This window comes from Holdemania sp. (assembly GCF_986127675.1).
The window spans coordinates 1-13,534 of the sequence record NZ_CFQZWI010000082.1 but is presented as its reverse complement, the minus strand read 5'-3'; the positions used below and the strand labels follow the sequence as shown (position 1 = coordinate 13,534).

Here is a 13,534-nt window from a genome sequence, read left to right as displayed (position 1 = left end):
ACCGAGATCTACACTCTTTCCCTACACGACGCTCTTCCGATCTACGCTGGTCAATCCGCCTTCCCGCGGCGCGATCATGAGCTGGCTGGAAGAACAGGGGATCTGATGATGGAACACGTACAAGTCGTTGTTTTAGGCGGCGGCCCCGCCGGATACACGGCGGCGCTGTATTGCGCCCGGGCTGGTTTCCGCACTGTAATCCTGGAAAAATTGTCGGCCGGCGGCCAGATGGCGACCACCGCGCAGATCGACAATTACCCGGGTTTTGACGAAGGCGTCGATGGTTTTGAGCTGGGCATGAAAATGCAGGCGCAGGCGGAACGGTTCGGCGCAGAAACTTATTTGGAAGAAGTGCTTTCCGTGGATTTAACCGCAGTCCCCAAGAAGATTGTGACCGACAGCCGCGAGCTGACGGCGGACGCCGTGATTCTGGCGACCGGCGCGTCGGCGCGGAAATTGGGCGTACCGGAAGAGGATTCACTGGTTGGGCGCGGTGTAGCGTACTGCGCGACGTGCGACGGCATGTTTTATAAGGGCAAGACGGTCGCGGTGATCGGCGGCGGCAACACCGCGGCGGCGGATGCTTTGTTTCTCTCGCGGATTTGCGAAAAGGTGATCCTGATTCACCGGCGCGACACACTGCGGGCCGACCGGGTTTACCTCAATCCGCTGCAGAGCTGCGATAATCTGGAATTCATCTGGAACAGCACGGTCGATGCCATTCTGCATGATCAAAAGGTCACCGGTCTGCGGTTGCGCGACAAGTTCAGCGGCGAGCTGCAGGAAATCGCATGCGACGGCGTCTTCGTCGCGGTTGGCCAGCTGCCCAACACCGCTTTGTTTGAAGGACAGCTGAAACTGGATCATGGATACATCGCCGCGGATGAAACGACGAGAACCTCGCTGCCGGGTGTCTTCGCGATCGGCGACGTGCGCACCAAAGCGCTGCGGCAGGTCATCACCGCCGCCAGTGACGGCGCGGTCGCCAGCCACTTTGTTGAGGAATACCTCGCTTCCCTGTAAGCTTCCGTTCCTCATTTCATAATTTCATAACATATTTGACGGCCGCGGTTTTCCGCGGCCTTTTCTGCGCGTCGAAATTTGTCTGAAATTACGACACAACGCGCAAACTGCTTATAGGCAAATCCTGTCTGTTCACGTATGATAATTTCAGAAAGCAAGGGATAGGAAATGTCATTGGACGCAAAGCTGAAGCAATCACTTTTGGAAACCGCCGCCCGCCATCGGCTGCGCCGCGGCAAATCCGGAAGGCAGACCGCCCGCAATCTCGTCGATCTGACCTGCACGCTGAAAAAAAAGGATCTGCCGGAATATGACAGATCGCTGATCAGTGAAGAATGCTTCAATCTATTAAAAAAGACGAGTATCGAAGACACGACAGCCTGGCTGATCCATCGGATCTAGCCTTTTTCTTTGATTCAGAACTGCCCCTGCAGACGCAGATTCGCCATTTTCTCGCTGTCGTTGGCCAATTTCCGAATCCGCAGCGACAGGGATTTGGGGCTTTCCTTCATTCCGCCCCGGACCCAGTCACAGATAATCCCGCACATTCCATAGCTGTAAAAGCGGGAATACAGCCGCACATCCGCCTCCTGCAGCCGCAGGCTCCCATCCAGACGGCGGATCGCTTCTTCAAACAGCGTGCAGGTGATCTGAAACAGATAATCCTCAAAACACTGCGGCGAAGCGCTGATCGTATTCTCATAGAAGATCTGATTTTCGCGCATCATGGTCAGCAGCTTTTCCATGTGCTGATGCCAGTTGTCAAAGGTCACGTCGCTGGCCAGATAAACAAACCCTTCCTGATAATAAATCCAGTCCAGCAATTCGTATTTATCCTGAAAATGGTAATAAAACGTCTGACGATTCAGTCCGCATTGTTCCGTAATGTCCCGCACTGAAATCTTGTTAAAGTCCTTGTGATGACATAATTCTTTCAAGCCTTCCGCGATCGCTTTTTTCGTCAGATCCGCCATGTCCTGCCTCCCGGATCTGCACTTGCCCGACTCTCGGCCGCAAATCCTGTTTCTATGATAGCTTTATTGTAAGCTATTTTGATCAAAAGGGAAAGAATGAAGCATACCCGCTTCTGATAAATGGGATTTTGATCCAAGCTCGGTTATTTTACGGAGTGCTGCAGCCTCTGATCTCTGTAAAAGAGCGTAAGGATTTTAAAACACTGAATACTTTCTATTTAAAATTAATATTGGTATTAATTATCACATCCACTATAATTAAATAGGTATTAGGAAGAAGGGGCGAAATGGATAAAAGTAATTTCCAGTAATATAAGCAAGCCAAAACTATTTCCGAGCAATTACAATATTTAAATGAACATAAAAGAGTTCAATTTAATGAGATGAATAAAGAAAACGCAGGAAACAAGCTGCTAGAATATAACTACATTAATGTAATTACTCCGTTTAAACATAGATTCGCTAAATTAAATAACAAGAAAGAAGTTGAAAAAGCAAACGGAAGACATGTATACGAGAGAGATATAGAATTTCAGGAGTACTATAATTTCTTTATCAATGAAAGAAAGTCTTATCCTATTATCATTACAAACATATTAGATTTTGAAATACATTTTAAAACCAGCGTCGCTTATAATGTTCTTACAGTCTGTAAAATCCAAGATTCAAACCAGTTGGAATTATTTCTTGTTAAATTAAACTTAAAATTTGCTTTTTTAACGTCGAAATATAAGGAAAATAGAATTGAACACATGAGCAATCGCATAAATGCTCTAAAAAAAAGATATTTTTAAATATGCTGATGTTTATTGCTTTTTTGATAGAATGAGTTTAGGAGATATGCTAACCGTCTTTACTTGCCTTGACAATTCAATGCAAAACAGAATTTTTCAGGATTTAAAAAAGTTTCAAATGAAATTTAATGTTGATAAAGTCCCTGATTTTATTGATAAAGTGTTTTGTCTAGTATCCATTAGAAACTGTGTAATGCATTGCAATAGTCTGGAAATATTAAACAGATTCTATAATCCTAAAACACATGAGTTAAGAAAAAAATCAGATAGGAAAAAATATTTAAACATGATAAAAAATCTAAGTATAGAAAAAACTCACGATAAATCGTGAGTTTTCTTCCGCACCGAGTGTCATTTACAATGTTATTATATGCTATAGGTCGGTGAATATCAATTAAAAGTTTCAAATGAAAATCCTGAAGTTTGCTTTCACCGCAATCGAAAAGAGATCTTTAGTAAAACTCATCCCAGTGCCGCTAAGGGATTTTGTTTTCGAAGCCAAACCGTTCCGAGATCTTTTTCCTGGTGTTGACAATCCCTGTCTTCGGCATAAAGCCGAATGTCCTTCCAATTTCGGACTCATGAAGTTCTAATGGCAAGAGCTTGTGAAATGAAAAAGACCGGCTTCCCGCAGAGAAAAACCGGCCTTGGATTCAATCTTCGATTCGATAACTTCTTTAGCGCGCCAGCCAGCCGCCGTCAACAGGAATTGTCGCGCCGCAGATATAGTCGGAAGCTTCGCTCGCCAAAAAGACCACCGGTCCCTGCAGCACGGACGGATCGCCCCAGTAGCCGATCGGCAGCCGGTCGAGCACTTCTTTGTTGCGGACCGGATCGTCCTGCATCGCCTGCGTCAGCGGCGTCTTCATGTAGCCCGGCGCGATGGCGTTGACGTTGATATCCTTGCTTGACAGCTCGTTGGCCATTTCCTTCGTCAGCCCCATGATCGCCGATTTGCTGGCGGTGTAGGCCGGTACGAGGATGCCGCCGGTAAAGGAAAGCATGCTTGCGATGTTGATGATTTTACCGCGGGTTCCCTGCTTTACCATCTGGTTGGCTGCACTTTGTGAAAGCAAAAAGACCTGCTTCAGATTCAAATTCAGCGTGTAATCCCAATCCGCTTCGGCGTATTCCAGAAACGGTGCGCGGCGGTTGACGCCGGCGTTGTTCAGCAGAATATCCAGATGACCATAAACGTTGACGACTTCCGCGACGATCGCATCGGTCAGCGCTTTGGTCGGCTTCGATAAATCTGCCTTCATGTAATGATAACCGCGGCCGATCTTTTCAATCGCTTCCCGGATATTCGCATCGTCGCCATGGCCGATGTTGAAAATATCCGCGCCGTTTTCCGCCAGACCAACGCACATCGCATAGCCTAAGCCTCGATTTGCCCCGGTCACTAATGCGACCTTGCCCTTTAGCAATCCTTCTTTATAAATCATATTCATCCTCCTCACTCGTTACCCTAACAATAGCACAAATTCCGTGTTTTGTATCCTTCATTTATTTTTTCACAAGTCGCTCAATCCAACTGTTCATGCAAAATCCGCCGCACAGCGCCCGGACCTTGCAGCATTGCGGTCAACAAATCTTCCACCCGTTCGATAAGACCTGCATCTTCCAGATCCAGTCCGAAAATCGCGGAATTCTTTAAAATAGCGCGAACGCCGGTAAGCGGCGGGCAGGTCTGACCCAGCGTAATGCCTTCCAGCAGCGGCCGCAGCGTGTCCAGCAATGGGTCCGGGCTTAACGACATCGGCTGCCCCTGATCATCAATCCCCAACAGATAACGCAGCCATCCGGCATAGACCAACGGGATCGCCTTTAAATCGGAAAGCGGGCGGCCTTCCTTCATATACGCCTTGACGGTTTCGCCAAACCGCACGCCCAGCTTCTGTGAGGTATCGGTCGCAATTCGCTGCGGCGTATCCGGCATAAAGGGATTCGGGATGCGCAGTGTCAGCACTTCGTCAAGAAATTGTTCAGGCGCCAGAATTTTCGGGTTTGTCACAACCGGCAGCCCTTCCACCCGGCCGATCCGTTCCGCCAGCCGCTTTAAATCCGGATCCTGCATTTCCGCACTGATCTTGGTGAAGCCGAGCAGACAGCCGAACACCGCCAGACCGGTATGCACCGGATTCAGACAGGTCGAAACCTTCATCCGCTCCACCTGTTCCACCGTCTGCCGGTCCGCGAACATCACGCCGGCTTTTTCCAGCGGCGGACGGCCGTTGGGGAAGCGGTCCTCAACGACGAGATACTCGCACTCCTCGGCGTTGACAAACGGCGCGATGTAGGTATGCCTGGCCGTGACGATCGGACTGACATCCTCCACCCCATCCTGCTTCAATAACGCTTCAATCGCCGGATCCGGCCGCGGCGTAATCTTGTCGATCATCGTCCATGGGAAACTGACCTGGCCTTCATCCTGCACATAGTCCAGAAAGCCCGCTTCAGTCTTGCCTGCGCGCGTCCAGCCTTCAGCCATTGTCACAATCGCCTGTTTCAGCTTTTCGCCGTTGTGCGAACAGTTGTCCATACTGACCAGCGCGATCGGCAGCGCCCCGTTTTGATACCGCGCGGAAAGCAGCGCGGCGACTTTGCCAATATAGCTGAGCGCCGCCTGCGGCCCCCGTTCAAACTCAGCAGCGATCTCCGGCAGAATCTGGTCCTTTTCATCGCGGACACGATATCCTTTTTCCGTGATCGTAAAGCTGGCCAGCTGCAGGCTCGGCTGGATGAACAAGTTTCTTAACATCGTGAAATCCGCGCTGGCCGGATCGAGCTTCAAGGCGGCGGCCAGACTGCCGATCACCGTTTTTTCCACGCTGCCTGAGGCTTTCAGCGTGACCAGAATATTCAGATCATCGTGCGGATTGAGCATTCCGTCGACGATTTCATCATCATATCCTTCCGCCGCGATCAGACCTTCCGAAACTTCCCCGTCTTCAATCAGCTGCTGCATCAGCCGCGTCTGATACGCGCGGAAGATATTCCCGGCGCCAAAGTGAATCCAGCGCGGCGTTGCCAGCGTTGCCTGACGCATCCGCTCGCGGTCGTATTGCGGCAGCGTGTAGCCATGATCCAGCCAGCCTTGCCGGTCTTTCAGTCCTTCATCAGTTAATCGCATACGCATCCCTCGCTTTTGACAATCGCTTCCCACAAACCGTTAAGATAAGCCGCACCCAGCGCCCGGTCATACAGACCATAGCCCGGCATCGCTTTCTCGCCCCAGATCATCCGGCCATGGTCCGGACGGATCGGACCGTCGAAACCGATATCGAACAGCGCTTTCATAATTTCATACATATCAAAGCTGCCGTCGCTGGACAAATGGGCGCTTTCCTCAAAATCATCCGGCGTATTAAACTTCAGGTTGCGGACATGCGCGAAGTGAATCCGACCTTTTAACGAGCGGATCATATGCGGCAGATCGTTTTCCAGATTTGTTCCATAAGAACCGGAACAAAACGTCACGCCGTTGTGCGGATTGTCGACCATCTTCATCATCCGCTGAATGTTGCCCTCGTTAATAATAATCCGCGGCAGACCGAACACGCTCCAGGCCGGATCATCCGGGTGGATCGCCATGTTGATATCATACCGGTCGCAGACAGGCATGATCGCTTCCAGGAAAATCCGCAGATTTTCAAACAGCTGCTGCTCATCGACGCTGCGGTACAGCGCAAACAATTCCTTGATCCGGTCCATCCGTTCCGGTTCCCATCCCGGCAGGATAAAACCGTTGGTATCCGCGCCGATCGAAGCGAACATCTTTTCCGGATTCAATTCGTCCACCGCTTTCTGCGTGTACGCCAATACCGTCGAGCCGTCCGGACGCTTGCGGGCCAGTTCGGTCCGCGTCCAGTCAAAAACCGGCATGAAATTATAACAGACCATGTGGATGTCCGCTTTGCCCAGGTTTTCCAGCGTCTGAATATAATGATCGATCATTTCGTCGCGCCGCGCCGTTCCCGCCTTGATCGCATCGTGAACGTTGACGCTTTCAATTCCGCTGACGCGCAGTCCGGAAGCCTCGACCTCATCTTTCATCGCCGCGATCCGCTCCGGCGTCCAGATTTCACCCGGCAGCGTGTCATACAGCGTCGTGATGACGCCGCGGACGCCCGGAATCTGACGGATTTGTTCAAGCGTTACGGAATCGTAGCCGGTCCCATACCAGCGTAATGTCATTTCCATAGGTTTTATTTCCTCCTTTACCTAAAAGAAAAGGGACGGCTTGTCCCTTTGTTCAGACTGTTTAGCCTGCGTAGTTTTCAAGATCGTCGATCGCCTTGCGGATCAGCGCCTGGGTGACCGGATACGGAACATGGTTGAGTTCCTGATTCTTTTCCGCCATTTCCAGCACGTCGCTTAACGGATCGTCCTTGCTCAACTCTAAATCCGCCAGACAGACCGGCAGCCCGATTTGACGGTGGAAGGCGTAAGCTTTTTGAAGCATTTCCTTCTGACCGTCCATCATCAGCTGCACCAGCGTGCCGTAGGACACAACCTCGCCATGCAGATGGTTCTTCTCGATATGCTCGCGCACCGTCAACCCGTAGAACAGAGCGTGCGCCAGTGCGGAATTGTAATTGGGATGGACAAGCAGTGAAACGCTGCCGGTGGAAATCAGGATATTCTGGATGATCTGTTCGAGATCGTCGCTGACTTCCTGATTTTTCGCTGCGCGCAGCGCGCTGACGCCGTGGGCGATCACCGGCTCAAAGCACATCGCGCTGATCGTACGGCCCAGTTCGCTGGCATAATCCAGTGAATCGTTGCGGGCGGAGAACGTACACTCCACATGCTTCGCCATCGTATCGCCGATACCGGCCCATAAATACTGAATCGGCGCTTCGGCAATGACTGAAGTCGGGATCAGACAGTGTACCGGCGCGGCCTTCAGCTTTGGAATATCCTTGAACGAACCGTCGGCGTTATACATGATGCTGATCTTGGTTACTGCCGCGCAGGTGGAGGCGATCGTCGCAATCGTGACGACCGGCTTTCCCAGCTGATCGCCGGCCAGCTTCACCGTGTCCAGACATTTGCCGCCGCCGATGCCGACCAGCACGTCTGCCCGCCGCACATCCGGATCCTCTGTCAGCCTGGCGACGTTCTCATAGGTTGCCTCATGCCCATAGCAGACTTCTCTGACAACGTCCAGCGAACCCAGCGCCGGGGTTAACAGCGCCTGACAGGCGGCATAGGCTTTCGCACCATGAATCAGCGCCACTTTGCGTCCGTAAGCGGAAACGACACGTTCCAGATCATTCAGTGCGTCCGGGCCGATCGTATAGCGCGGAAGGGTCACGTTTTTCATACTTTATTTGCCTAAGACTTCACGTACATACGCTTCCAGCTCGGCGTTCTGGCAGCCGGCAAAGAAGCAGTCCTGGAACCGCTGCGTCAGCGCTTCCTTAACCATGTTCTGATCAAGCGCCTTCAAGCCATCCAGAACCGGCTTGCCCACCGCGGCCTTCACTTCGTTTAACAGCGCGGCGTTGCGGTTCTGCGATTCCTTGCGGCCCGGCTCATTCGGATAGCCCATGCCCTTCGGAGAACCAAATGCTTTTTCAAAAATCGTGTGGATGTTCAGCTCGCCGCCCCAGCCGAAGCCTTTGGCATAAGGGATCGACAGTGCGTTGCCGTTGTTGATCTGCAAGAACAGGTAGGCGTCTGACGGTTCGATGCAATAGCCGCAGACAACGCCCGGATACGCGTTCAGCGACATCAGCGCGCCCTGGCCGGTGCCGCAGCCGGTAACGACGAAGTCCACCGCGCCGCTGTTAAGCAGCAGGCAGGCCTGAATGCCCAGATGCAGATAAGTCAGACGTGGATTTTCTTCCGTATACGCTTCCGGAACGTCCTTGTCCAGCAGCGGTTTTGCCATCGCGGTGTTATAAACGGCATGACCCATCGGTTCGACGACGTCTTTCAGCTGTTCCAGAATAATCGTGTTTTTCGGGGCCTGGCTGAATTCATTCATTAATGCAATTTTCATGTGTTTGTTTCTCCTTTTCTTCTTTTTAACAGGAACATCAATTTCCTGTTCCTGTCTATAAAAGTATCATAAACGATTCGTTCCGGATTATCAATCCTCGTCATTTTAATGTGGTAAATTGTCGTTTATCCGCCCTGCCAAAATGGAAAAGCAAAATAATGTGATCCAATAAAACTTCATTCTGTAATTTTTCATCCTGTTTTCCAGCTAGGGTGATCCGGTCAATCCCCCTGTCCAGGTCATTGTTTTCAGTTTGACTACAGTACTGATACAGGACAGTACCAGGACTGGCGGTTAAACGGAATCAGCTCGTCGCTTAAACATAGAATGATTCCCGGCTGAACGTCGAGATGAAACTGCTGCAGAACATTAAAATTCTTATCCGGTTTCGAAGGTTCCTTGCCTTTCTTAATCTCGATCGGCGTGATCTGATCCCCATTCACAACAAGCTGGTCGATCTCCTTCTTATCCGCATCCCGGTAATAGAACAAATCGACAGGTTTGCCGGCATTGTAATAACTCTTAACAATTTCCGTAACGACATAAGTTTCAAAGAAGACACCATCCATCGCACCGTTCGCCAAGGTCTCCGCATTCGGCCACCGGCATAAATAAGCCGCAAGTCCTGTATCCATAAAATAAACTTTAGGAGTTTTGACCAACCGTTTGGAAATGTTGGAAAAATAAGGACGCAGAATAAAAATCACGCCGGACCGCTCCAGAATGGATATCCAGGATTTAGCGGTCGGCAAGGAAACGCCAATCGTCTTAGCGATTTCATCATATTTCAACTCCTGCCCCGTCCGGGCAGCTACAAAGACTAGAAAATCATAAAACTCATTCAGTTTTCCAACCTGCGCCAAGTCTTGAATGTCACGTTCAAGATAGGTATTGATATAATCCATATAGTAACGATCGTTGTCAAGATCACTAACACGCAATTTAGGCATGCCTCCACGATAGATATCCTCATAAATCGTATGGATATCCTTCTTCACGCTGGTTTTCAGGCGTTCCCGCAAAGATTTTAGATCCGGCTGAAAAAGTCCGGCGGGACGTCCCTCGATCTCAGCCGCCGACAATCCGGCCATATCAAAAACGGCAACCCGGCCTGCCAGAGATTCAGAAACACCCTGCATCATTTTAAATTTCTGCGATCCGGTAATTCAAAACATCCCGTTGTTCTCTTCGCCCGCAAGCGCCTTCTCATCGACAATCTTTTTCATTTCTAAAAGAAGCGAAGGAACACGTTGGATTTCGTCGATCAACAGCGGTGATCCATAAGTTTCAAAAAAAAGGGCAGGATCCTGAATTGCCAGTCTGCGGGCATTGCCGTCATCCAGTGTGACATAGCGCCGATCCGGTTCCTTGATATGATTCAGCATTGTAAGTTTTCCCACCTGACGCTGACCGCAAACCATGATGACAGGATAATAGCGAGAGGCATTTAAAATCTGATTTTCTAAGTGTCTTTGAATATACATGAAAGCACCTTCTTTCGATATTTTTAAAGTATAACTTTACTTTATCCGTATTTTCCGAATAAATCAAATATAGAAAATTGTATTTTCATCTGCTTAATAACCTTCATTAGATATCGACTCCTGGTCATATAAAAAATCACACAAACAACAAACGAGCACCTTGGGTAAGATGCTCGCTTATTTACTTATAAATGGGAGAATTTATTCGTTGCCGGTCGAAACCGATTCACCGTAGAAATACTGGTTGTTGGACCCGATCACCCGGATATATTCCTTCACGAACTGCTTCACAGCGGCTTCCGCCGTCATGCACAGTTCCAGATAATCCGCGTTCGGTTTGCACTCCAGCTTCTTTAGCATCGCGTTTTTCGCGGCATGGAAAGCGTCGGTGCAGACGTTGATCTTGTTGATGCCTCCGGCGACGGCCTTGCGGATGTTCTCTTCGCCGCTGCCGCTTCCGCCGTGCAGAACCAACGGCATATCCAGCGCCTTTTTCAGCTCGGCCAGACGTTCAAAGTTCAGCACCGGCACATAGCCCTTCGGATAATCCCCATGCGCCGTGCCGATCGCCACCGCCAAAGCGTCGCAGCCGGTGTCTTTCACAAACTTCTTTGCTTCTTCGACGTTAGTATACAGGTCGACCTTACTGTTGTCGCCGTCCGCCGCCTGCCCAACATGACCCAGCTCCGCTTCAACGCAAATTCCGTGCGGATGCGCCAGCGCGCAGACAACCGAGGTCCGCTTGACGTTTTCTTCATAAGGATAGGAAGAAGCGTCGATCATCAGGCTGGTGAAGCCGTTGTGGATGGCCGTGACCATATCTTCCAGCTTTCCGCCATGATCCAGGTTCAACGCGACCGGAATGCTGGCGCGTTCAGCCAGTTCCTTCACCAGTGGAACGATCTCCGTCAGATGCGCATGCTTGCCGATCTGACCCGGACCCATCTGGACGATAATCGGGGAATGTTCTTCCTCGGCGGCGCTGATCACCGCGCGGGCCATTTCCATATTGATGCTGTTGACTGCCATCACCGCGTAATTATGCTTGTGCGCGTGCTGCAGAATATCCTTCATCGAAACTAACATAGGACTCCTTCTTTCTTTCCTTAATATAATTGCGAATGTCTTAGAAATTGAGGGTGAAGCTTACAGGTTGATGTCCAGGTCGACGATTTCTTCTTCCTCTTCCTGACCTTCCTCGCTCGGCTTCTTGATCGCCGAATAGATGACGCCAGTCGCAACCGAGCCGACAATCAAGGCGATCACCGCCCACATCCAGTTGGTCATCATCGGGAAGACGAAGATTCCGCCATGGCCGGCAACGGATTCAACACCCATCGCTACGGCGATGCCGCCGGCTAACGCTGAACCGATCATGGAAGCGGGGATGAAGCGGGCCGGATCTGCCGCCGCAAATGGCAGGACACCTTCAGTAATGAAGCACAGGCCCATCGGGAATGCGGTTTTCGCGGTTTCTTTTTCCGTCAGCGAGAATTTTTTCGGTGTTAACAGAGTGGAAACGAAGACGCCGCATGGTGGCGTCATGCCGCCGATGATCTTGGCTGACATTGGTCCGTAGATGCCATCAGCACCCAGCGCATTGGCTGCCATGGAAGCCGTCTTGTTGACCGGGCCGCCCATATCGAAGCCCATGCCCGCGCCGATAACCGCGCCGATGATGAACTTGGAACCACCGTTGAGGCTCATGATCCAACCCTGCAGAGCATTCATGGCAATCGCCATCGGCTTCGCCACGATCGCGAAGAAGGCCACGCCGCAGACAAAGGTCGCGATGACTGGAATAATCATAACCGGCATCAGGCCGACCATCCACTTCGGAAGCTTCCAAGTCTTCATCCACTGGATGAAATAACCGATCACAAACGCCATCAGCAGACCGCCTAAGAAGCCCGCTTTCGACTGGTTTGCCGCATAACCGATGACGAAGCCCGGCACGATGCCCGGACGTTCAGCGATCGAGTAGCAGACGCCGGCCGTCATGACCGCAACGCCGAAGCTCATCGCGTAGTCAGATAATTTGGAAATCATCCACCAGAACTGTTTCCAGTCGAAGCAGTTCAGGTTGCTGAAGAGGGTCGCGCCCGCTTCCGGCGCATAATTGCCGACTTCCCATCCGCCGAAGCCTTTCGCTAAGGCGCCCAGGATACCGCCGGCCACGATCATCGGAATCATGTACGAGATGCCGGTCATCATGTGTTTTTTAAAGTTCAACTTTTTCATGGATTCATCTACCCCTTTTTATTTTTGGATTTTCTTTTCGATCGTGGCGATCAAGCTTTTTGGATTCTTCATCGCGACGCTGATCGGAATGTCAACGGTCGGCTTGCCGGCGAAACGTTCCATTCCGCCGACAGCGATATCATGCGCGATGATGACAACATCCGCCGCGGCGATATCTTCCGCTGTCAGTTTGTTCTGTGCGCCGATCGTCCCCTGCGTTTCGATCTTGCACTGATGGCCCGCGGCCTCCGCTGCGTTCTGAATCTTTTCCGCAACGATATAGGTATGCGCGATGCCTGCGGTACAAGCTGTAATTCCTACAATCTTCATTTGGGTTCACCTCCCATCCGTCTTTGTTCTTTTGGCATGATCATAATTTATCATGTTGCAAGCGCTTTAGTTTAACAACTGCGGGAACTTTATTACGGTAATTTTTTGATTAAGTAACGATTAAATTACGGTAATTTTGGTCATTAGTTGAGGAATAAATTAATCAACTCCTGCTTTGTTGTAACCTTCTGCAGCTTCTCCACGCGTTCGTCGTTGCCCAGCTTGCCGGCCAGCTCCGCCAGCAGCATCATGTGATTGGACGCGAAATCAGCGTCGTCGCTGACGCAGAACAGGAAGACCAGATTGATCGGCTCATCGTCGTAGCTTTCCCATTCGATCTCATTTTCGCAGCGGCCGATCGCGATCCCGATCTTTTTGACGGCATGACTTTTGCCATGAGGAATCGCGATGTGGTTGCCCATGCCGGTAATCCCCTCCGCTTCCCGGACATAAATGTCCTTGACGAACTGTTCGATGTCTTCAATGTAGCCCGCTTCCAGCAGGTGCGCGCTCAAATCATGGAGCACTTCGTCTTTCGTCGTGCTCTTTAAATGCAGGTCGATGATGTTTTCATCCAGAATATCCGCTAATGCCATACGTTGTTTTCTCTCCTTATCGTAGCTTTGCTTACTGAAATTACTTGATTAAATATTTGTAAAAAGATCGGAAGAGCGTCGT

At 50.6% G+C, this 13,534-nt stretch carries 14 protein-coding genes; 2 read left to right on the top strand and 12 right to left on the bottom strand.

Annotation, left to right across the window (positions count from 1 at the left end):
• Window positions 1–108 precede the first annotated feature (108 nt).
• Together trxB and AC5OW4_RS11635 are read left to right on the top strand one after the other, a co-directional pair.
• A complete protein-coding gene (gene trxB, locus AC5OW4_RS11640) occupies window positions 109–1,023 on the top strand; it encodes a thioredoxin-disulfide reductase (protein WP_072685005.1) in 915 nt (304 codons plus the stop codon).
• 168 nt (window positions 1,024–1,191) lie between these two features.
• On the top strand, window positions 1,192–1,425 hold the full coding sequence (locus tag AC5OW4_RS11635) for a hypothetical protein (RefSeq protein ID WP_072685004.1): 234 nt from the start codon (window positions 1,192–1,194) through the stop codon (window positions 1,423–1,425).
• A gap of 14 nt (window positions 1,426–1,439) precedes the next feature.
• Here the strand turns inward: AC5OW4_RS11635 and dhaS are convergent, their stop codons facing one another.
• The 12 genes from dhaS to AC5OW4_RS11575 form a co-directional block, all read right to left on the bottom strand.
• Window positions 1,440–1,997 (bottom strand): dihydroxyacetone kinase transcriptional activator DhaS, encoded by a 558-nt coding sequence (gene dhaS / locus AC5OW4_RS11630; RefSeq protein ID WP_195395400.1) that lies wholly within the window; start codon window positions 1,995–1,997, stop codon window positions 1,440–1,442.
• A 1,471-nt stretch (window positions 1,998–3,468) separates the two neighbouring features.
• Complete coding sequence (locus tag AC5OW4_RS11625) at window positions 3,469–4,236, bottom strand: SDR family NAD(P)-dependent oxidoreductase (protein ID WP_200798802.1); 768 nt, start codon at window positions 4,234–4,236, stop codon at window positions 3,469–3,471.
• A gap of 80 nt (window positions 4,237–4,316) precedes the next feature.
• Window positions 4,317–5,924, bottom strand: a complete 1,608-nt coding sequence (locus AC5OW4_RS11620; protein ID WP_195395403.1) for a mannitol dehydrogenase family protein — start codon at window positions 5,922–5,924, stop codon at window positions 4,317–4,319.
• Window positions 5,915–6,994 carry a mannonate dehydratase gene (gene uxuA, locus AC5OW4_RS11615; RefSeq protein ID WP_195395404.1) on the bottom strand — a complete coding sequence of 360 codons (1,080 nt, stop codon included), beginning with the start codon at window positions 6,992–6,994 and terminating at the stop codon, window positions 5,915–5,917. The genes AC5OW4_RS11620 and uxuA overlap by 10 nt, the downstream gene beginning before the upstream one ends.
• Window positions 6,995–7,055: 61 nt before the next feature.
• On the bottom strand, window positions 7,056–8,120 hold the full coding sequence (locus tag AC5OW4_RS11610) for an iron-containing alcohol dehydrogenase family protein (protein WP_195395405.1): 1,065 nt from the start codon (window positions 8,118–8,120) through the stop codon (window positions 7,056–7,058).
• Between the two features lie 3 nt (window positions 8,121–8,123).
• The gene (locus AC5OW4_RS11605; RefSeq protein WP_195395406.1) at window positions 8,124–8,801 is read right to left on the bottom strand and encodes an RpiB/LacA/LacB family sugar-phosphate isomerase; all 678 of its coding nucleotides are present in this window, start codon (window positions 8,799–8,801) and stop codon (window positions 8,124–8,126) included.
• A gap of 257 nt (window positions 8,802–9,058) precedes the next feature.
• Window positions 9,059–9,943, bottom strand: coding sequence for an ATP-binding protein (locus tag AC5OW4_RS11600; RefSeq protein ID WP_493676994.1), 885 nt, complete (start codon window positions 9,941–9,943; stop codon window positions 9,059–9,061).
• A gap of 24 nt (window positions 9,944–9,967) precedes the next feature.
• On the bottom strand, window positions 9,968–10,285 hold the full coding sequence (locus tag AC5OW4_RS11595) for an AAA family ATPase (RefSeq protein WP_493676993.1): 318 nt from the start codon (window positions 10,283–10,285) through the stop codon (window positions 9,968–9,970).
• Window positions 10,286–10,486: 201 nt separating this feature from the next.
• Complete coding sequence (locus AC5OW4_RS11590; RefSeq protein ID WP_195395409.1) at window positions 10,487–11,371, bottom strand: class II fructose-bisphosphate aldolase; 885 nt, start codon at window positions 11,369–11,371, stop codon at window positions 10,487–10,489.
• A gap of 60 nt (window positions 11,372–11,431) precedes the next feature.
• On the bottom strand, window positions 11,432–12,526 hold the full coding sequence (locus AC5OW4_RS11585; protein ID WP_072684993.1) for a PTS fructose transporter subunit IIC: 1,095 nt from the start codon (window positions 12,524–12,526) through the stop codon (window positions 11,432–11,434).
• A gap of 18 nt (window positions 12,527–12,544) precedes the next feature.
• Window positions 12,545–12,856, bottom strand: coding sequence for a PTS fructose transporter subunit IIB (locus tag AC5OW4_RS11580; protein ID WP_072684992.1), 312 nt, complete (start codon window positions 12,854–12,856; stop codon window positions 12,545–12,547).
• A gap of 143 nt (window positions 12,857–12,999) precedes the next feature.
• Window positions 13,000–13,452 (bottom strand): PTS sugar transporter subunit IIA, encoded by a 453-nt coding sequence (locus AC5OW4_RS11575; protein WP_072684991.1) that lies wholly within the window; start codon window positions 13,450–13,452, stop codon window positions 13,000–13,002.
• Window positions 13,453–13,534: the final 82 nt, after the last annotated feature.